This window comes from Pseudomonas sp. 2FG (assembly GCF_005502935.1).
Classification (GTDB): domain Bacteria; phylum Pseudomonadota; class Gammaproteobacteria; order Pseudomonadales; family Pseudomonadaceae; genus Aquipseudomonas.
In genome coordinates this window covers 25,407-44,562 of the sequence record NZ_SCMP01000023.1, presented here as the reverse complement: position 1 = coordinate 44,562, position 19,156 = coordinate 25,407, and the positions used below count along the sequence as shown (strand labels likewise).

16 protein-coding genes are annotated in these 19,156 nt (G+C 64.6%); 4 read left to right on the top strand and 12 right to left on the bottom strand.

From position 1 onward, the window contains the following. The coding region (locus FFS13_RS18495; RefSeq protein ID WP_137820525.1) for an ABC transporter permease subunit at nt 1-246 on the top strand (246 nt) is incomplete at its 5' end. Then, a complete protein-coding gene (locus FFS13_RS18490) occupies nt 239-973 on the top strand; it encodes an amino acid ABC transporter ATP-binding protein (protein ID WP_137820524.1) in 735 nt (244 codons plus the stop codon). The genes FFS13_RS18495 and FFS13_RS18490, both read left to right, overlap by 8 nt. Nucleotides 974-1,027: 54 nt before the next feature. On the opposite strand, the gene FFS13_RS18485 is transcribed toward FFS13_RS18490, so the two are convergent. Beyond that, nucleotides 1,028-1,618: a HutD family protein gene (locus tag FFS13_RS18485; RefSeq protein ID WP_137820523.1), complete on the bottom strand. Its 591-nt coding sequence runs from the start codon at nt 1,616-1,618 to the stop codon at nt 1,028-1,030. After that, the gene (gene hutC, locus FFS13_RS18480) at nt 1,615-2,367 is read right to left on the bottom strand and encodes a histidine utilization repressor (protein WP_137820522.1); all 753 of its coding nucleotides are present in this window, start codon (nt 2,365-2,367) and stop codon (nt 1,615-1,617) included. The genes FFS13_RS18485 and hutC overlap by 4 nt, the downstream gene beginning before the upstream one ends. Before the next feature lie 95 nt (nt 2,368-2,462). On the opposite strand from hutC, the gene FFS13_RS18475 reads away from it, so the two are divergent. Continuing rightward, nucleotides 2,463-3,827, top strand: a complete 1,365-nt coding sequence (locus tag FFS13_RS18475; protein WP_137820521.1) for a formimidoylglutamate deiminase — start codon at nt 2,463-2,465, stop codon at nt 3,825-3,827. 25 nt (nt 3,828-3,852) lie between these two features. On the opposite strand, the gene FFS13_RS18470 is transcribed toward FFS13_RS18475, so the two are convergent. From FFS13_RS18470 to FFS13_RS18435, 8 genes are all read right to left on the bottom strand, one after another. Further along, on the bottom strand, nt 3,853-4,407 hold the full coding sequence (locus FFS13_RS18470) for a lipocalin family protein (protein WP_137820520.1): 555 nt from the start codon (nt 4,405-4,407) through the stop codon (nt 3,853-3,855). A gap of 2 nt (nt 4,408-4,409) precedes the next feature. Beyond that, complete coding sequence (bamE, locus tag FFS13_RS18465) at nt 4,410-4,664, bottom strand: outer membrane protein assembly factor BamE (protein ID WP_137820519.1); 255 nt, start codon at nt 4,662-4,664, stop codon at nt 4,410-4,412. A gap of 69 nt (nt 4,665-4,733) precedes the next feature. Next, nucleotides 4,734-5,336, bottom strand: coding sequence for a DUF924 family protein (locus FFS13_RS18460; RefSeq protein ID WP_137820518.1), 603 nt, complete (start codon nt 5,334-5,336; stop codon nt 4,734-4,736). A 3-nt stretch (nt 5,337-5,339) separates the two neighbouring features. After that, nucleotides 5,340-6,347 carry a class 1 fructose-bisphosphatase gene (locus tag FFS13_RS18455; protein WP_137820517.1) on the bottom strand — a complete coding sequence of 336 codons (1,008 nt, stop codon included), beginning with the start codon at nt 6,345-6,347 and terminating at the stop codon, nt 5,340-5,342. A 97-nt stretch (nt 6,348-6,444) separates the two neighbouring features. Beyond that, a complete protein-coding gene (locus FFS13_RS18450) occupies nt 6,445-8,415 on the bottom strand; it encodes an autotransporter domain-containing SGNH/GDSL hydrolase family protein (RefSeq protein ID WP_137820516.1) in 1,971 nt (656 codons plus the stop codon). Nucleotides 8,416-8,536: 121 nt separating this feature from the next. Then, a complete protein-coding gene (locus FFS13_RS18445) occupies nt 8,537-10,195 on the bottom strand; it encodes a histidine kinase N-terminal 7TM domain-containing protein (RefSeq protein WP_137820515.1) in 1,659 nt (552 codons plus the stop codon). A gap of 181 nt (nt 10,196-10,376) precedes the next feature. After that, the gene (locus tag FFS13_RS18440; RefSeq protein WP_137820514.1) at nt 10,377-11,759 is read right to left on the bottom strand and encodes a DUF3999 domain-containing protein; all 1,383 of its coding nucleotides are present in this window, start codon (nt 11,757-11,759) and stop codon (nt 10,377-10,379) included. After that, nucleotides 11,756-15,412 (bottom strand): DUF2339 domain-containing protein, encoded by a 3,657-nt coding sequence (locus tag FFS13_RS18435; protein WP_137820513.1) that lies wholly within the window; start codon nt 15,410-15,412, stop codon nt 11,756-11,758. The genes FFS13_RS18440 and FFS13_RS18435 overlap by 4 nt, the downstream gene beginning before the upstream one ends. Before the next feature lie 245 nt (nt 15,413-15,657). Between FFS13_RS18435 and FFS13_RS18430 the strand changes: the two genes are divergently transcribed. Continuing rightward, on the top strand, nt 15,658-16,053 hold the full coding sequence (locus tag FFS13_RS18430; protein WP_137820512.1) for a YkgJ family cysteine cluster protein: 396 nt from the start codon (nt 15,658-15,660) through the stop codon (nt 16,051-16,053). A gap of 80 nt (nt 16,054-16,133) precedes the next feature. Here FFS13_RS18430 and FFS13_RS18425 read toward each other — a convergent pair whose 3' ends face one another. Then, a complete protein-coding gene (locus tag FFS13_RS18425; RefSeq protein WP_137820511.1) occupies nt 16,134-17,069 on the bottom strand; it encodes a DUF808 domain-containing protein in 936 nt (311 codons plus the stop codon). A 168-nt stretch (nt 17,070-17,237) separates the two neighbouring features. Next, nucleotides 17,238-19,055 carry a translational GTPase TypA gene (typA, locus tag FFS13_RS18420; protein WP_137820510.1) on the bottom strand — a complete coding sequence of 606 codons (1,818 nt, stop codon included), beginning with the start codon at nt 19,053-19,055 and terminating at the stop codon, nt 17,238-17,240. Nucleotides 19,056-19,156: the final 101 nt, after the last annotated feature.

The window sequence follows — 19,156 nt, the reverse complement described above, 5'->3', positions numbered from 1 at the left end:
CTGCCGCAGGCGTTCAAACGCGTGCTGCCGCCGCTGGCCGGGCAGTTCATCAGCCTGGTCAAGGACACCTCGCTGGTCTCGGTGATCGCCATCACCGAACTGACCAAGAGCGGCCGCGAGGCCATCACCACCTCGTTTTCCACCTTCGAGATCTGGTTCTGCGTCGCCGCGCTGTACCTACTGATCAATTTGCCGCTATCGCAAATTGCCAACCGACTGGAGCGGAGGCTCGCCCAAAGTGATTGAAGTCCGTGAACTACTCAAAGTCTTTGACGCCCGCGGCCAGGTCGTGCGCGCGGTGGATAACGTCAGCACGCGGGTGGACAAGGGCGAGGTGCTGGTGGTGATCGGCCCGTCCGGCTCCGGCAAGTCGACCTTCCTGCGCTGCCTGAACGGCCTGGAGGAGCTCGATTCCGGCTCGGTCAGCATCGACGGCCTCGACCTGGCCAACCCGAAGACCGACGTCAACGCCTACCGCCGTGAAGTCGGCATGGTGTTCCAGCACTTCAACCTGTTCCCGCACATGACCGTGCTGGAGAACCTCTGCCTGGCGCAGAAGGTGGTGCGCAAGCGCGGCAAGGCCGAACGCGAGGAGAAGGCGCGGGCGCTGTTGGCCAAGGTCGGCATCGCGCAGAAGGCCAACGAGTTCCCCTCACGGCTGTCCGGCGGCCAGCAACAGCGGGTGGCCATCGCCCGGGCGCTGTGCATGGAGCCGAAGGTGATGCTGTTCGACGAGCCGACCTCGGCGCTCGACCCGGAAATGGTCGGCGAGGTGCTCGACGTGATGAAGACCCTGGCGCTGGAAGGCATGACCATGGTCTGCGTCACCCACGAGATGGGCTTCGCCCGCGAAGTGGCGGACCGCGTGCTGTTCTTCGACCACGGCAAGCTGCTGGAAGATGCGCCGCCGGCGCAGTTCTTCGACCAGCCGCAGGACCCGCGGGCGCAGGCCTTCCTGCGCCAGGTGCTGTAGCCCCGAGGGGGCCCCGCCAGGGGCTCCACCGGCGTTACTGGCAGCAGTTAAGAGTTATCTAGGGGTTAATTCGATCAGGCAGCAGCTGCCCGCGGTTGCGGCCTGAATCTGCAACTCTGCCAGCCCAGGCTCGCGTTCGAGGTGCAGGCAATCGTAACGGCCCAAGACGGCGCAAACTGCGTCATCCAGGCGCACCTCGAGCCCGTCACCGGCACTGAACAACAGCAGCCTAGACGCCGAGCTGAACAGTCGTTGCGGCTGCTCCAGCGCCAGCCATTGCAGGCGCGCCAGGTAACGCTCGGGCGCATAGATCAGGTTAAAGTCTCGGATGGCACCGGCCAGCAAACGGCAATCCACCTGACTGTCACCGGCAAAGGCGAAGGGCTCGAGGGCCGGCAGTGGCCGCGATAGCCGACCATCCACCTGCAACTGCATCCCGCCGCCTTCCAGGACAGTGATGATGCGCTGGTAGCCATTGAAGGCAGAGAAGCCCCCCGACTCGCCGACATCGGCGATCGACAGGCGCCAGCCAAAACTGTCCAGGCTTTCGCCGCCGTCCCGGGCGATCTCCAGGGTGCTGCCCGCGCCGTTCTTCCAGGGCATGCGCGGATAGTCGGCGGCCCTATAGGTATTAATCCGGGTCATGAACTGAAACGCCCCTCCAGGCGGTGCCGCGAGCCCGGATGCAGCAGGCGCGCAGAAGTGACGGCCTGGCTGCCGGACCAGGTGCGCCGGCGAATCAACAGGCAGGGTTCGTTGCGCTCGATCTGCAACAACCGGCACTCCTCGGCCTCGGCGAGGATCGCCTCGACCACGTGCTCACCCTCGGTCAGCGGCGCGACCCGGGACAGGTAGGCATAGGGGGTCTGCACGGTGAAATCCTGCCGGAGGTAATCCGGAGCCACTGCGGCATTCACATAGCGATCCTCGAGCTGCACCGCCACGTCGTTCTCGTAGTGCACGATCAGCGAATGAAACACCCGCTGCCCTTCACGCATATCCAGCGTCAGGGCCCGCTCCGGGCTGGCCAGTTCCTCGGCCAGGCGAATCACCTTGCAATGATGGCGATGGCCGCGCGCGCTGATCTCATCGGCGATGTTATTCACCGAAAATAAAGCCGAACGGCCTTTGCGCTCGGCGACGAAGGTGCCTACCCCCTGCATGCGCAGCAACAAACCATCGGCGGTGAGTTCGCGCAGGGCGCGGTTGATGGTCATGCGGCTGAATCCCAGCTCTTCCACCAGCTCGCTTTCCGAGGGGACTCGGTGATGGGCCAGCCAGGCGCCGCTCTGGATCTGCTGGATGATCATCTGCTTGACCTGCACATAGAGAGGCGCCGGTACATCACTGAGCTGATCGGCCAGCGAAGAAGACCTCGAGGGCTGTTTCGACATGTGATTCTCCTTGTCAGCCTGGACGGTAGTTTACTCTCGCCGCAAACACACGTATATGTATATACAAATAAATGCGAGTACTTAGGTGAGCCATTATGCCTGCATTCATAGCGCCCTGCGCACTGTTACCCGAAGGCTGGGCGCACGAGGTTCGCCTGGAGATATCCGCCTCCGGCAGCCTGGAAAAAATCACCATCGGCGGCTCGACCGAGGGGGCGGAGCGCTTGCATGGCCCGGTGCTGCCGGGCATGCCCAACCTGCATTCGCATGCGTTTCAGCGCGCCATGGCCGGGCTGGCCGAGGTGGCGGGCAACCCGAACGACAGCTTCTGGACCTGGCGCGAGCTGATGTACCGCCTGGTCGGCCAGCTCGACCCCGAGCAGATCGAAGTCATCGCCCGCCAGCTGTATATCGAGATGCTCAAGGCCGGCTACACCAGCGTCGCCGAGTTCCACTACGTGCATCACGACAGCGCCGGCCGCCCCTACAGCGACCCGGCGGAACTGGCGCTACGCATCAGCCGGGCCGCGGCGGATGCGGGTATCGGCCTGACCCTGCTGCCGGTGTTGTATTCCCACGCCGGCTTCGGCGGGCAGCCACCGAGCGAAGGGCAACGGCGCTTTATCCACAGCACCGACAGCTACCTGGCCCTGCAGCAGCGCCTGCGCCCGCTGCTGGCACAACAACCGGCGCAGCAGTTGGGCCTGTGCTTCCACTCCCTGCGCGCGGTCACCCCCGAGCAGATCGCCGCGGTGCTGGCCGCAGACAGCAGCGCTTGCCCGATCCATATCCACATCGCCGAACAGCAGAAGGAAGTCGATGACTGCCTGGCCTGGAGCGGCCGCCGGCCTTTGCAGTGGCTATATGAACAGGCACCGGTGGATCGACGCTGGTGCCTGGTGCATGCGACCCACGCCAGCGCCGAGGAGGTCAGCAGCATGGCGCAAAGCGGCGCCGTGGCCGGGCTGTGCCTGACCACCGAGGCCAATCTGGGCGATGGCATCTTCCCGGCAGTCGATTACCTCGCCCTAGGCGGGCGCCTGGGGATCGGCTCCGACAGCCATGTGTCGGTCAGCGTGGCCGAAGAGTTGCGCTGGCTCGAATACGGCCAGCGCCTGCGCGATCAGAAGCGCAACCGCCTGTACCGCAGCGACCAGCCGATGATCGGCCGCACCCTGTACGACGCCGCCCTCGCCGGTGGCGCCCAGGCGCTGGGGCAGTCGATCGGCGCGCTCGAAGTCGGCAAACGCGCCGACCTGCTGGTACTGGATGGCGACGACCCGTACATCGCCACAGCCGAGGCCGACGCGATCCTCAACCGCTGGCTGTTCGCCGGCGGCGACCGGCAGATTCGCGATGTCATGGTGGGCGGCCGCTGGGTGATCCGCGAAGGCCGGCACGCCGCCCAGGAGCAGACCGGGCAGGCCTTTGCCCAGCTGCTGCGGGAACTGCTGAGCTAAAGGTGTTCGCGGCCATGGGCCGCGCCTACGGGATCTTGGCGTCCGGTATGCGCCAGATCAGTTCCTCGACCGCATAGCCGCGGTCGTTCGCCACCCTGAGCAGCGTGTCGCGGGTCGCGGGCGCTACCTCAGGCGTGCGCGATAGCAACCAGAGGTGGTCGTGATCCGGACTGCCCACCAGGGCGGTGCGATAGTCGTCATCCAGGTAGAGCACCCAGTAATCGCCCTTGCCCAGGCCTGGCAACACCGGCGAGAAGCCGTCATCGAAGCGCACCCAAAGCTTGTCGGTTTCGCCGGCGACCTGCGGCTCGGCGCGCCCGATGACCTGCTGCCACTCGCCGTCTTGGCTGCGACAGCGGTTGGTCACCGCGAGACTGCCATCGCCCTGCAACTGATAGTGCGCCTCGGCCTGCACACAGTTGCGCTGGGACAACAGCGGCAAACGCGCCAGCTCATACCACGCGCCCTGGTAGCGCTGCAGATCGACCTCATCGACGGTCTTCGGTGGCACCGGCCCAGTGCCCGAGTTGGCGCAGCCGGCCAGCCATAACGCCGCGCACAGAGTAAAAAATAACCGCATCATTACTTCAGCCCTTGCCCGGAAAACATCAGGACCTGGTCGCCGGCGTATTGAATGCTGATAAAGCTCTTCTGGTCACCCCAGGTGCAACTGGAGAAACCCAGTGCGCCGGAGCAATCGGTCGGGGCTCCGAGCAGGCTTTCCACTTCGGCCTTGCTCATGCCGGTTTTGATCTTCGAGTAGTTTTCCTGATTGATCTTGCTGCACGCGGCTAACAGCACGCAGAACGACAACAGGGCGAAGCGACGCAGGGACATGAAGCGACTCCTAGACGGGACATTGGCGGCAAGCTTGGCACAGCAAACCGCGGGTTGCCCGGTTGGACGTCAGAAGCGCGAGCCCGGTTCCCGCAGGAATGCAACTTCCTCTGCCGTGGAAACCCGGCCGAGGATGCTGTTGCGATGGGGGAAACGGCCAAAGCGGGCAATCACCCGCCGATGCCGCTCGGCGTAGTCCAGGTAATCGGCGAAGAGTTTGTCCTCCGACGCGGCCGCACCAGCGTGCAACGCGGCAAACCGCGCCAACGCCTGAGTCTGGCTGGGCAGGTCTTCGGCATGTTCGAGCACGAGGTAGATAAAGACCTGCTGGATCGGCGCCAACCCGGTCTCCCAGCCATGTGCCAAGCCTTCGCGAACCAGCTGCTGCGCGCGGCGATCGCCGGCAAAGGCTTGTGGCCTGTCGCGATGGATCATCCGTGGCAACTGATCCAGCAGCAGGATCAGCGCCAGCCAGCCTGCGGGCTCGGCCAGCCACTCCGGCAAACCACTACTCAGAGCCTGCTCCACCTGCTCGGCGAAGCGCTCACGCGCCTGGTCATCTTGACTGTCCTGCTTGCCGAACCAGAGCCCAGCGCGCGCGGCAGCGACCTCGGCAGCCGTCACGGCTGAACCGAACCACCAGTCCAGCAACGGCTGCCAAGGCGCGCCCATGGCTTACTCCTGGTGGTAGGCGGTAACCCGTTCGACTTCTTCTTTGGAGCCGAGGAACACCGCGACCCGCTGGTGCAGGGAGGTCGGCTGGATGTCGAGGATCCGCTGCGAACCATTGGTCGCCGCACCGCCCGCTTGCTCGACGATGAACGACATCGGGTTGGCCTCGTACATCAAGCGCAGCTTGCCCGGCTTCTCCGGCTCGCGGGAGTCGCGCGGGTACATGAACAGCCCGCCACGGGTGAGGATGCGGTGCACGTCGGCGACCATCGCGGCAACCCAGCGCATGTTGTAGTCCTTGCCCAGCGGCCCACTCTTGCCGGCCAGCAACTCGTCGACATAGCGGCTCACCGGGGCTTCCCAGTGGCGCTGGTTGGACATGTTGATGGCGAATTCGGCGGTCTTTTCCGGGATGCGGATATTGTCGTGGGTCATGACGAAGCTGCCCAGTTCGCGATCGAGGGTGAAACCCTTGACGCCATCACCGAGGGTCAGCATCAGCATGGTCTGCGGGCCGTAGATCGCGTAACCGGCGGCGACTTGCTCGGTGCCCGGCTGGAGGAACGCCTCTTCACCGAGGTCGCCGTCGTTGCCGTTGCGGTCCGGGCAACGCAGCACCGAGAAAATGGTGCCGACCGAAACGTTCACATCGATGTTCGAGGAGCCGTCCAGCGGGTCGAATACCAACAGGTAAGCGCCTTTCGGGTACTTGCCGGGGATCTGGTAGGCGTTGTCCATCTCTTCGGACGCCATACCGGCCAGGTGACCGCCCCATTCGTTGGCTTCCAGCAGGATTTCGTTGGAAATGACGTCGAGCTTTTTTTGCACCTCACCCTGCACGTTCTCGGTTTCCATGCTGCCGAGCACGCCGCCCAGCGCGCCTTTGGAGACCGCATGGCTAATTTCCTTGCACGCGCGCGCCACCACTTCGATAAGGAAACGCAGATCGGCCGGGGTGTTGTTGCAACGGGTCTGCTCGATCAAATAGCGGCTCAGGGTAACGCGGGACATGGAAGGCTCCGGAGGATGGAAAAACTCGCGCGCAGTTTAACCTGTAACCCGGGTCGGCGCCTCCCGACACCGACAACCGCGCGTGAGTTCCTGGCCGCTACCAGTCCCAGACCAACGACAAGCTGGCGCCTTGCTGGGTGTCGTTCTCGCCCTTGCGGAAGCTGTAACCACCGCGCAAAGCCAGATCGGCGGCGAGCTTCTGACTGAAACCGATGCTGGCACGGGTCAGGCGGTCCTCGGGGGCATAGCCCTGCAAGCTAAAGTCGAGACCCGGCAGGCTGTTGAGGGCGATGGTCAGCTCGCTGGCGTCGTCCTCGTACTCCCTCTCGCGGCTCACCTCGGCGAACACCTGGGTCGCGGGAGTCACTTCGATACGCCCTTGCAGGCCGGCACCGAGGCGCTTGGAGGAACGCTTCTGATCGTCGAAGTGCAAGGACGTGGCGCTGCTGCCTTGCTCCCGATAGCCGTCGACTTCCACCCGCGCGTAATCGGCGCTGATAAAGGGGCTCAGGTGCCAGGTGCTGCCGGGCTGCGCGATGTCATAGCCGAGCCGGCCGCTCAGCGCCCACAGGTAACCGTCGGTATCGCCTTGCTCGCTGCGCTCGCTGATGCCGAGCTCGAACTTGCGCTTGAGGCTGTCGTAGTCGAGGTAGCCGGCGCTCAGCGCGCCATCGGCCCACCAGCGGTTCTGCTGGTATTGGACAAAGGCGCTGCCCAGGTAACTGCGCAGGTCGTAGTCGGAATCCGCCGCCCCCGCCTCGAGCTCTTGCTCGTAGAGGCCCAGGGTGACGCCGGCGCGCCAAGCCTCGTTCAAGCGATAACTGCCGCCCAGATTCAGGCTGTAGCCATTGCCGTCGCCACTGGCGGAGCTGTCCTGCTCGTCGAAGTCCAGACGCTGGCCGCCGCCATTGACGAAGACGCGCCACTGGCCCGGCGCTTGCCAGGATTCCCAGTCGGCCTGGAACTGGTTACGCAACTGATCCTGATGGGAACGCAGCGTGCCATGGGCCATTTCCGGTAGCAGGGTCAGCTCCCAGGGCGCAGCCAGCAAGGAATAGGCATAGTCGGCGAATAGCTGCTGGCCGGTGCTGGTCGGGTGCACGCTGTCATTGAACAGCAGCCGGGTCGGATCCGCGTTGCCGCTGGTCAGGCCATAGGTGGCGTTTTCCACGCAACCGCCACCGCTCGCATCGAAACAGGTGCCCAGCAAGTTCTGGGTCGGGTCCAACCCGTAGGTTGCCGGGTCGGCAACGACTTCACTGACCAGCAGCGGCACGTTCAGCGGAATGATTTCCGCGTTCAGACCTTCCAGCTGGCTGACCAACTCCTGGTTGAAATCCCCCACCAGCCCGGAGACTGTCGCAGGCAAGCTCGGGATCAATGTCCCCAGGGAGGCGGCGTTAGGCGTCTTGCCCACATCCCCCAGGAGGGACACCACGATGTAGCGAGCCCCGGCCGCTTCCAGCGCACGGATCCCATCCGCGAGGCGGATCGCCGCATCCTGTGCCTGCTGGGTTGCCACGGCGGGAGGCGCGAACGGATTGATGATCACATCGAGAAAGTCGTTACCGCCACCGTTCACATAGAACAGGGTATTGGGATCGATCCGCTCGCCGCGACTGGCCAGCTCCGCCAGGTAGCCGGGGCGCGTCCGCAGGTTGGTGCCATCGGTCAATTCGACGACCGAGCCCTCACCCGTGCCAATGATGGAGTCGGCAATCTGTGCGGTGGTATTGCCACCCACCGCATAGTTGGTGCCATCCGGCAGCCCCAACGCGGCATTCACCGGCGAGGTCGAGCCGGTCAGGGCGCCCAGGCCGAGCTGCTGGCTGAGTAGCTGGGTGGCATTCGAGGCATAAATTTCCCCGCTGCCTCCCTGATAGGTCGGGCCGACCCTGTTGGTAAAGCGCCGGGTCGAACCAGCAGGGCCGCCGGTATCGGGAAACTGCCCGGCATCGCTCAGGCTGTCGCCGAAGACCACCAGGTTGGAATAGGGAGAGGCGGACAGGGGGGCCGCGGCGATTGCCAACAGGCAAGCCGCCGCCAGCGGGGTGAGCGCTCGCATCATCGGGTGAGTCCTTATCGTTGTTATTGGCTCAGGTACGAAGTTGGGACTTTAGCTCTATTTTACCGACGCCGCAGCAAGCGCTTGCTCCGAACGTACTGTGACCGGCGGCGCGGACCTGCGCTCAGAGTGTAGAGGCGCCCGCCAGCGCGCAGACTTGGTTGCGTCCACTGCGCTTGGCTTCATAGAGTGCCGCGTCGGCGGCTTGCATCAGCTCGTCCAGCGTCTGCCCTTGGGCTGGCCAGAAGGCCAGACCGGCCGACAGGGTCACGGTCTGGGGGCCGCTGCGGGTGGGCAGCGGGCTGCCGGCCAATTGCCGGCAAATAAGCGCCAGCCGTTGCTGCGCCTCTTGCACGCCAGCGCCCGGAAGGATCAGCAGGAACTCCTCGCCGCCGATGCGAAACACCGCATCCGAGCTGCGCAGGCTGTCGGTCAGGTGCTGCGCCACGACCTTGAGCACGTCATCGCCGACCAAATGGCCGTGCGTGTCGTTGAGCCGCTTGAAGTGATCCAGATCGATCAACGCCAAGGCGATCGGCATCTGTTCGCGTTGTGCGCGGGCCAGTTCCCGAGCGAAGAATTCATCCAGATAACGGCGGTTGTAGAGCCCGGTCAAGGGATCGCACAGCGCCTGCTCCTGCAACTGCTCATGCAGGCTGGAGATGGTGCGCAGACGCTCCTCACTGGTCGCCAGGGCCTCGGCCAGCTTGAGTTCGCTGAGGTGGCGCTGGGTCACGTCGCGCAGATAGAGCATCTGTCCGAGTACGAAGGTGCCGGTGCGGGTAACCCGTTCGATGGCCCGCGTGCGCACCTCGAAATAGTGCACTGGGCTGGCCAGGGTCAGCAGTCGATCCTGTTCGCAGCTCGGTGGCTCCTGGAGCAAGGCGTGCAAGTCCACGCCAAATACCGGCCAGTGCTCCAGCACCCGGCCCTGCCAAGCACTGGTTAAACCCGCCAGTTTGAGCGCCGCCGGATTGGCTTCGATAACCCGCTGCTGCGGGTCGACCACCAGCACCGGATCGAGCAGCTCTTGCAACAGCAGATGGCGCGCCACGGGCAGCAGGTCGAACAGGCGCACCCCGACTATCAGCCAGGCAAAAGCCGCCAAAGTGAAGGCAAAGCAGAAGGGCGTCGGGTCGAAACCAAAGAGCATCCAACCGAACAGCACATAGCCGATATTCGCCGTCCAGGGCACCGCGGTGACTAGCGCGAAGGCCAGATAATGCCGGCGGTGCAGGCCCCGGCTGAGCAGCGCCGCACGAATCACGACAGCCAGGCAGAACAGCATGAAGAGGTAGACGTAGACCGCCGTGGCATAGAACAGCGGGCCATGCTGGTAGCGAATCGGCGCCCCCGGCACAGCGGAGATTGGCGCGCTGCCGGCAGCGTAGAACAGACCATGCCAGGGATTGCTCAGGGCCAGCAGCCAGACCAACGCCGGCCCCACGGTCAGAGCGAGGACATGGCGTAACGGCAACGGTTGACGTTCGCTGTTCACGTATTGCCAAAGGAAGACCGCCCAGAAGGTCGGCGCTCCGACTATGCCTGGCCAGGCCATGCTGGCCCAGAACATCTTGCAGCTGGCGCCCTGGGCGGCCATCTCGACGCTCGCCGCGAGCATCCACCAGAGACTGGCCAGATGCAGCAGGATAAAACTGTCGCGCCCCGGAAAATAACGCTGCCGGGTGACCCAGCGCGCCAGCAGGATGACGCCGATACAGACCACGCCGGTGAGGAGGACCGGCGCGCTCAGCGCCCAGCCCGAATTACTGCAGGCGCTCATGACTGCACGCCTGCAGGCGCCTGGGGGCTATCGGAGCCACATGCAAAGTACTCGAAAGGTAGTTACGCAAAGGACTTCCCGACCTGACACCAGGCTGACGAATTGCACAGGGCTGCGTGCCGAGCCAAGGATATGCCAAGGCTTTCAGTGGCCTGATGACTTTCTGCATCTCAGTTGGCCATCAGGGCTTGGCCGCCGGCGCGCGCAGCAGGCTCCAGGACATCAGCACCAGCAGAGCGACCCCGAGTAACAGCACGCTCCAAAGTCCGAGGCGCTTCCAGTCGAAACTGGCCGTCTGCACCGCACTGGACTCGACGGCCGCCTGCACCTGCGGCTCGGCGCCAGCTTGCGCCACCCCCAGCTTGGCCAGGCGCTCATCGTCATAGCCAGGAATCAGGGTCGTTAGCGGCAGATTGGCCGCTTGCGCCGCCGCATTGCCAAGCGCCAGCACATAGGGCGGCGTGCCGCGGGCGAGGAACACCACTTGCGTCGCCCGCAACCCGACCCTCAGCTGCGGCACGGCACTGCCCAACCCGCCACCGCGCTCGTCGACCTGCAAACGCAATTGCTGTACCCGTTGCGCAGGCAGCTCCAGTTCATTGCGGGTCACCTCTGCGCCGTTCTGCGGCAGGCGATAGAGCAGGCCGCGCGCCAGCGGTTGCCACTGCACCTGGCCATCGCGACGGCCACTGAGAATCACCGGCGCCAGGGTATTGGGCTGTGTCAGTTCGACCCGCACACGCTCCAGCGGCAACGCCAGGGGCAAGTCCCAGCGGTACTCGCCCGCTTTCACGCGGCTCGGAGCCAGCGCCGCCGACCAGGCCATCGGCGCCGGCGCGCTGCTACTGGCGCTGAGCAAACGGGCCGCGGTCAGTGCCGGCGCTTGTTGCGGCGCCAGCCAGAGCAGGCGCAGGTAACGCGCGCGCTGCCCCGGCAGGCTGACTTCACGCTGGTCAATGCGCTCATCGGCGAATGCCAGCCGGGCAATCTGCCCGTCACCCCAGGCTCGCCAGTGCTGCAGGTCATCGCTGGCCTCGATGGAAAAGCGCTGGAAACCGTCACGCTCGGCACTCCAATCGAGGATCAGCTTGTGCAGCGGCGCCTGGATCGCACTGGCGTCCAGCAGCCAGCCACGCAGCACCTCTTGGTCGCCGGCAGTCGCACCTTCCGGCGCCAGCTCCACCAAGGTGCCGCCGGTACTGCGCTGCACCCGAATGCTCGGCAGAGCCTGCACGGCATCCGCCTGGCTATAGAGCGGGAACCATTTGACCGCGGTTTGCGTATGCGTCTCGCTGTGCTGGGCACTCCCGAGGGTCAAGGCATAGGCCTGGGCCTCGCCCTCGGCGTTGAACACCCGCAAGTCGCGCAGATCGCCGAAGCGCGCGGCGAAATGCAGCGCCATCGGCAACTCCAGGCGATACCAGGGCCCCTCACCGCTGAGCGTCAGCGGCACCTGTGCGGCATAGTCGCCGCGCTGCTCCTGGGCGCCGGCCAGCGCCGTGACCAGCAGCCCGGCAGCCGCCAGCAGCAGCCGCACACGTCGCAAGGAAGAAAAACCACTCATGTACGGCCCTGCTCTGCTTCAGATGCCGGCTGCCGGGGTGGCAACGGGGCGAAATAGCCGACGATCAACAACAACACGCCGACTCCGATAAACGACACTATGCGTTCCAGGCCGCCGCGATTGCCCAGCTCGACGAAGAACAGTTTGGCCACCACCACGGCAATCAGCACCGCACCCACCAGCCAGAACTCGCGGCGACTGCGCAGATGGCCGGCGATCATCAAGGCCAGGGCGATCAGCGTCCAGACGATGGACAAACCCGCCTGCACCAGCATCGACTCGAGCAGCGCCGCCAGTTGATAAGGCACGCCACCCCAGTGATGCGCCGTGCGGAACACCGCGGCGGTGCACAAGGCAAACAACGAGGCGCCCGCCACCAGTTGTGGCAGCCAGCTCAGCTGGCCGGCGGCGAAGCCCAATTGCGGCAAGCCGCTGCGCAGCCAGTTGCACACGCCGAGCAAGGCGAACAGCAAGCCCAGTTCCAGCGGGTTGATCAGCGGTAGATACGGCAGCGGCTCGGCGCCGCCATCGCTGGCGCTATTCGCCAGCCAGAACCACGCCAGCATCAACAGTGCCAAGGGCCCGGCGGCGAGCACTCGATACTCGCGCGGGTAGGCCCGCACCGGCCACGGCAAGCTACGCGCCGCGGCCATCGGCAGTGGAGCCTTCAGCGGCTGAGCCATCAGCAATAGATAGCCACTTGGCAGCAACGCCCAGCCCAGCCAACGCCAAGCGTTGTAATGCTCGGACAAGACATACAGCAGGTAGCGCAACTCCAACGCCAGCACGCCGATGATCAGCCAGCAGCCAAACACATGGGCCGCACTCAAGGCGCCCGCGGGCAGCAGCGTGGCCAGGCGCTGCAAGGAGCCTAGATGCACGGCAAACAACAGCCCCCAAGCCAGCCAGCCGAAATTCGCCGCCGGGTGGTAGTCCGCCTGCCAGGCATACAGCAGCGCCACGCCGGCGGCCGGCACCAGCAACGGGCAGAGCAGCGCCAGCGCTCGCCATTGCACACGCACGGCCAGCAAGGTCCAGAGCGCCACCGTGCCGGCTGCGACCATCAACAGCAGCGGCACCTGCAAGTCCATTGTCGCGAAGCGCAGCACCTCGCCGACCAACGCCAGCGTCCACCAGCCCGCACCCCAGACCAGCAGCAACTGCGACAGCCGCTCCAGGCTCAGCGCGCCCATCGACTCGTCGTCACGCCTGGCCGCCAGGAACAGCCGCCAGGCGCCGATCAACGCGGCTAGCGCCAGCACCGCCGGGGTCCAGAATCCGGCATGTGCCAGCGGCCGCAAGCCTTGCGCACTCAACTGACCGAGCAACAGCGGGCTCGCCGCCAGGAAGGCCACCCCGCCCAGCGCTTGCAGCAGCAGGCCGAAGACGAAGCTCGCGCGCTGTTGCAGATGCAAGCTGAGCCAGATGATCAACAACCCGCTACCCGCCCACACCGCGCTGGCGGTCTGCCAAGGCAGCACGAACAGTACCGCCAGGTTGATAAACACCAGGCCGACCAGCAGCACCAGCGACAAGCCGCGCATCAAGCGCGCATCGCTGCTGACTTGCTTGTCGCGCGCGGCGATCAGCATGCCGCCGATCAGCGCCAGGCCGATCAGCGAGGCAGTGACCAAGCCACGCCAACCGGCACTGAATACACCGGTCTCGGTCCCCGAGGCGGTTTTCAGCTGCAGCAGGAACAGCGCGCCGCCGAGCAACTGCACGGCGAAGGCGCTGAACAGGAAGCTGCGCGAATGGATGCGCAGCCCGGCGAACAAGGTCGCCAAACCGGCCAGCGCCCAGCCAATCGCCGTGGCCTCGGCCAACAGGTTCAACGGCGCCAGGAGATAGAGGAAGGCCAGACCGGCACAGGCCAGGACCGGCAAGCCACGCCGCTCCCAACTCGTCGCCTGTGCAGGCAATGCACGACGCAACCGCTCATGACTGAACAGCAAGGCCGCACCGAGCAGCAGCGCACCCAGTGGCGCACCGCTCAACAAGCTATCCACGCCCGACTCCAGTTCGGCCAGGAACGCCAGCGCCGCCCCCAGCTGCAACAGCAAGGCAAAGGCGCGGGCCAGGGTGCGCTGCTGACGCAGGCCCAGCCAGTAGATGCCCGCACCCTCCACCGCCCAGGCCGCCGCCGTCCAACGCGCATCCAGACCCAAGGGGATCGCCAGCGTGGCAAACACCACCCCCAGCGCCAGGCAGGTTTCCACCAGCAGCAAGACGCGCCCCGGCGCCCGCCCAGCCAGCAGCCGCGCCAGGCCCAGGTAGAACAACCCCAGCGCCAGCGCACTGAAGGCGGCGGCAAACTCGAGGTGCTGCACCAGCGCGAACTGCAGGCCAAAACCGACTATGGGCGGGCCGAACAGCACGGTGCCGTCGACATAGTCGCCCTGGCGCGCCGACCAGCGCAGCAACGCCGCGCGACTGTCGTCCTCCGGCCCGGTGCCCACTTCACGCAACCGGCGCCGGGCGAACAACAGGCCGATGGCCAGGTACATCAGGAAGAACAGGATCAGGAACGGCTCGGTGCTCCACAACAGTTCAGGCGTGTAGGAGCTCAGCCCCCAGGCGAAGCCGATGCCGAAGGTGCCGACAAAGCCGATCAGGTTGAGCAGGCGCCAGGCCTTGAACCAGGCGATGGCGAAGATGCCGGCATTCAACAGCGCGAAATAGGCGAACAGCGCGACGTGGTCGCCGCTGCCGGTCGAGGTCAGGATCGGTGCGGCAAACCCGCCCAAAGCCGCCACCGCGGCCAGGCCCATGGCGTTCTGCGCCACCGCCAGGATCGCCGAACAGAGCGTCACCACCACCAGCAGCGACAGCGCCATTCCCGGCGACAGCAGCGGATGCAGGCGCATGGCGGCGAACACCGTCAGGTACAACACGGCAATCCCGGTGCCTTGCAGCATCAGCGCATAGTTCGGATTACGCAGGCGCAACCACCACCCCAGGCCAAGCAAGGCGATCGCACTCGCGGCCACCCCGGCGTAACGCATCTCCACCGGCACCAGCATGCCTTCGGTGGCGTAACGCAGGAGGAAGGCCAGGCCGAGGAACAACAGCAGCACACCGATGCGCAGCACGGTATTGCCACCGAACAGCCAGGCTTGCGCCACGTCGATCGCCCGTTCGATCGGCGAAGGCTCGCGCGGCTGTGGCGGAATAGGTGCGGCGGCTCGGCGCGGCGGCTCGGCGCCCTGGGCTTCGGCGGTCCAGGCACTGGCCGCGGCGGCACGCGGCGCGGGTGCGGGTTCAGCCGGCTCGGCCAGCAATTCGGCAGGCAGCTCCCAACTCAGTTCGGCTTCAGCAAGCGGCTCGGGCTCGACCCTCGCGGTGACCGGCGCCTCGGCGGCCGCCTGCGGCGGCGCTGCCGGCTCGACCGGCGCGGCGGCTTGCGCCGCTTCGGGCGCCTGACCCTGCTCGACCTTGAGCAAGCGCTGATGCATCGCCTCGGTACCGCGCTCGAAGCGCTCGGCGAAGCGCTTCAACTCCTGGCGCAGCTCGGCGTTCTGCGCTTGCAGGCGCTGCAGCTTGAGCGCCTGACCGAGACCCAGACCGAGCAATCCGCCCAAGAACCCGCCAGTAACCGACTCACCCACCGAGGCGCCGACCAGCAGACCGACCAGCATGAAGATCCATTGCATGCACTGATTTCCCCATCGGGTTACGAACACACCACCGGCGGCCCTGCGCTGCAGCCCGCAAGGCCGGCGCAATTAAGCTGCCGGCCAGTATATCGGCCCCGCCACCTCAGCTTATAGCGGCGAATGCGCTGCGCCGCACAGGTTCAAAACAATCCAGCCAGTGCGACCAGCCGGCAGATGGTTGTTCACAAATTCGCCAGCCCCGCTATCATGCCGCGCCCAGAACGCCCTGCAGGTGTGGATAAATGACCAAGCTGTTGATCGTCGGTGCCGAGCTCGATCGCACGGACACCTGGATCAAATACGAAAGAACCATGTGCAGCAGTTGCGTTTCCAGCTGCTGCACCATGCCGGTGGAAGTGCGCTTCACCGATTTGCTGCGCATCGGACTGGTGCAGGAGTTCGAACGCGGCGAGCCGCCCAAGCAGATTGCCAAGCGCCTGATGAAAGAGGGTGTGGTCGAGCGCTTCAACCAGAAATATGGCATCTACACCCTGACCCGCATGGGCAATAACGACTGCCTCTATCTGGATCGCAAGACGCGCCTGTGCAGCATCTACGACCAGCGCCCAGACACCTGCCGCAATCACCCGAAGATTGGCCCACGGCCTGGCTATTGCGCCTACAAGCCGAAGGCCTGAGGACCTGTTCATGATCTGCTGTGCGTCGGCCCTGCGCGATGCCCAGCTCGGCTGAACATCGCGCAGGGCCGCTGGCGGTTTCAGCCTTTGCCGGCCGGGATCAACCGCTTCACCAGGCTCACGCCCGCCAGCACCAGCGCACCCGCGGCGATCCCCACCAGGGCGTTCAGCAGAGTCGGCAGTACGACTTTCAGCACACCCCCTATCCCCGGCACGGCGCCGGCCATCTGAGCCAGATGCTGGAGCGGCTCATGGGCGCCCGGCATGCCGTGGGTCAGGATGCCGCCGCCGACCAGGAACATGGCCGCCGTGCCGACCACGGACAGGCCCTTCATCAGGTAAGGCGCCGCGCGCAGTAGGCCGCCCCCGATGGCCCGGGCCAGCCCGTTGCCCTTTTGGCTGAGATACAGCCCCAGATCGTCCAGCTTGACGATGCCGGCCACCAGGCCATAGACGCCGACCGTCATGACCGCGGCGATGCCCACCAGCACCGCCACCTGGGTGCCGAAGACGGCGCCCGCCACGGTGCCCAGGGCGATCACTATGATCTCGGCGGAGAGGATGAAGTCGGTACGGATCGCGCCCTTGATCTTGTCCTTCTCGAAGGCGAGCAGATCGACCTCGGGGTCGGCCAGCGCCTCGGCATGCGCCGCATGTTCGGCCTGATCCTCCGCTGCGCTGTGCAGCCACTTGTGCGCCAGCTTCTCGAAGCCCTCGAAGCAGAGGTAGGCACCGCCCAGCATCAGCAGCGGCGTCACCGCCCAGGGTGCGAATGCGCTGATGAGCAACGCCGCCGGCAGCAGAATCAGCTTGTTCAATGCCGAGCCCTTGGCCACTGCCCAGACCACCGGCAGCTCGCGGTCGGCCTTGACGCCGGCAACCTGCTGGGCATTCAGTGCGAGGTCATCGCCCAGCACTCCCGCGGTTTTCTTCGCGGCCACCTTGGTCATCGCCGCCACGTCGTCCAGCACGCCGGCAATATCGTCAATCAGGGTCAGCAGGCTGACTCCGGCCATGTCGGGACTCCTTGGAAAAGTTGCGGGATGCCGTCGGGCATCGACAAGATGCTGGATAGTACACGGCTGATAAAACGTCAGGGCATGCTCGGCACGCCTCAGCGACTATTCGCTTAGGCAAAAAAAACCGCCATCGAGGATGGCGGTTTTTTTCAGCTTCGTAGCGTATCAGCTACTTTTCTTAGCAGCGCGGGTACGCTCGCTCTCACCAAGAATTTTCTTACGCAGACGGATCGACTTCGGCGTCACTTCACACAGTTCGTCTTCTTGGACGAATTCCAGAGCTTGCTCCAGGGTGAAGCGGATCGGCGGAACCAATGCGATGGTTTCGTCTTTACCGGAAGCACGCATGTTGTCGAGCTTCTTGCCTTTGGTCGGGTTCACACCCAGGTCGTTGTCGCGGCTGTTGATGCCGACGATCTGGCCTTCGTACACGTCTTCGCCGTGGCCGAGGAACAACTTGCCACGCGCCTGCAGGGTTTCCAGCGAGTAGGTCAGCGCCTTACCGGTAGCCACCGAAACCAGTACGCCGTTCTGACGGCCGGACATATCGCCGGACTTCATCACGTCGTAACGATCGAAGATGCTGGTCAGAATGCCGGCACCGGAAGTCAGGGTCAGGAACTCGTTACGGAAACCGATCAAGCCACGGGCCGGGATGTTGTACTCAAGGCGAACGCGGCCTTTGCCATCCGGAACCATGTTGGTCAGGTCGCCTTTACGGTTACCCATTTGCTCCATCAGAGCGCCCTGGGAAACTTCTGGCACGTCGATGGTGACGTTTTCGTAGGGTTCGTGCTTCACGCCGTCAACCATACGGATGATCACTTCCGGACGACCGACACCCATTTCGAAGCCTTCGCGACGCATGGTTTCGATCAGTACCGAGAGGTGCAGCTCACCACGGCCGGAGACTTTGAACTTGTCGGCGGTGTCGCCTTCTTCAACGCGCAGGGCTACGTTGTAGAGCAGTTCTTTGTCCAGACGTTCTTTGATGTTACGGCTGGTGACGAATTTGCCTTCGCGACCGCAGAACGGCGAGTCGTTGACCTGGAAGGTCATGGAAACGGTTGGCTCGTCAACGGTCAGCGGCTTCATCGCTTCAACGTTCTGTGGGTCGCACAGGGTGTCGGAGATGAACAGCTCGTCGAAGCCGCTGATGCAGACGATATCGCCGGCAGCTGCTTCTTCAACGTCGATACGGTGCAGACCGTGGTGCCCCATCAGCTTGAGGATACGACCGTTACGCTTCTTGCCGTCAACGTCGATGGCCACAACTTGAGTGTTCGGCTTGACGCGACCACGAGCGATACGACCAACGCCGATAACACCCAGGAAGCTGTTGTAGTCCAGTGCCGAGATTTGCATCTGGAACGAACCGTCACGGTCGACTTTCGGAGCCGGTACGTGGTCGATGATCGCCTGGTACAGCGGCGTCATGTCTTCAGCCATGTTGGCGTGTTCCAGACCGGCAATACCGTTCAGCGCGGAGGCGTAAACGACTTGGAAGTCCAGCTGCTCTTCGGTAGCGCCCAGGTTGTCGAACAGGTCGAAGATCTGGTCCAGAACCCAGTCCGGACGCGCACCTGGACGGTCAACCTTGTTGATGACCACGATTGGACGCAGGCCGGCTTCGAACGCCTTCTTGGTCACGAAACGGGTTTGCGGCATAGGGCCGTCTTGAGCGTCAACCAGCAGCAGAACGGAGTCAACCATCGACATTACGCGTTCAACTTCGCCGCCGAAGTCGGCGTGGCCCGGGGTATCCACGATGTTGATGTGGTAGCCGTTCCAGTTGATGGCGGTGTTTTTCGCCAGAATGGTAATACCGCGCTCTTTCTCCTGGTCGTTGGAGTCCATCACGCGTTCGTCGTTGAGCTCGCCGCGTTCCAGGGTGCCGGATTGACGCAAGAGTTTGTCTACCAGGGTGGTCTTACCATGGTCAACGTGAGCAATGATGGCGATGTTGCGTAGATTTTCGATCACTTGTGTATCTCGATCAGAGGATTCGGTTCGCCGCTAAGTTTAAGCGGCCAGTATGAATAATGAAGTGGCGGGGCAGCCCCGTCGGTCGGGGGGGCGGTGGC

Excerpts from the sequence above, each read along its gene's own strand:
- FFS13_RS18475 (WP_137820521.1), top strand. The coding sequence starts at position 2,463 with ATGCCTGCATTCATAGCGCCCTGCGCACTGTTACCCGAAGGCTGGGCG.
- FFS13_RS18425 (WP_137820511.1), bottom strand. The coding sequence starts at position 17,069 with ATGGCCGGAGTCAGCCTGCTGACCCTGATTGACGATATTGCCGGCGTG.
- hutC (WP_137820522.1), bottom strand. The coding sequence starts at position 2,367 with ATGTCGAAACAGCCCTCGAGGTCTTCTTCGCTGGCCGATCAGCTCAGT.
- FFS13_RS18460 (WP_137820518.1), bottom strand. The coding sequence starts at position 5,336 with ATGGGCGCGCCTTGGCAGCCGTTGCTGGACTGGTGGTTCGGTTCAGCC.
- FFS13_RS18440 (WP_137820514.1), bottom strand. The coding sequence starts at position 11,759 with ATGAGTGGTTTTTCTTCCTTGCGACGTGTGCGGCTGCTGCTGGCGGCT.
- FFS13_RS18470 (WP_137820520.1), bottom strand. The coding sequence starts at position 4,407 with ATGCGGTTATTTTTTACTCTGTGCGCGGCGTTATGGCTGGCCGGCTGC.
- FFS13_RS18450 (WP_137820516.1), bottom strand. The coding sequence starts at position 8,415 with ATGATGCGAGCGCTCACCCCGCTGGCGGCGGCTTGCCTGTTGGCAATC.
- bamE (WP_137820519.1), bottom strand. The coding sequence starts at position 4,664 with ATGTCCCTGCGTCGCTTCGCCCTGTTGTCGTTCTGCGTGCTGTTAGCC.
- FFS13_RS18435 (WP_137820513.1), bottom strand. The coding sequence starts at position 15,412 with ATGCAATGGATCTTCATGCTGGTCGGTCTGCTGGTCGGCGCCTCGGTG.
- FFS13_RS18455 (WP_137820517.1), bottom strand. The coding sequence starts at position 6,347 with ATGTCCCGCGTTACCCTGAGCCGCTATTTGATCGAGCAGACCCGTTGC.
- FFS13_RS18430 (WP_137820512.1), top strand. The coding sequence starts at position 15,658 with ATGACCAAGCTGTTGATCGTCGGTGCCGAGCTCGATCGCACGGACACC.
- FFS13_RS18445 (WP_137820515.1), bottom strand. The coding sequence starts at position 10,195 with ATGAGCGCCTGCAGTAATTCGGGCTGGGCGCTGAGCGCGCCGGTCCTC.
- FFS13_RS18485 (WP_137820523.1), bottom strand. The coding sequence starts at position 1,618 with ATGACCCGGATTAATACCTATAGGGCCGCCGACTATCCGCGCATGCCC.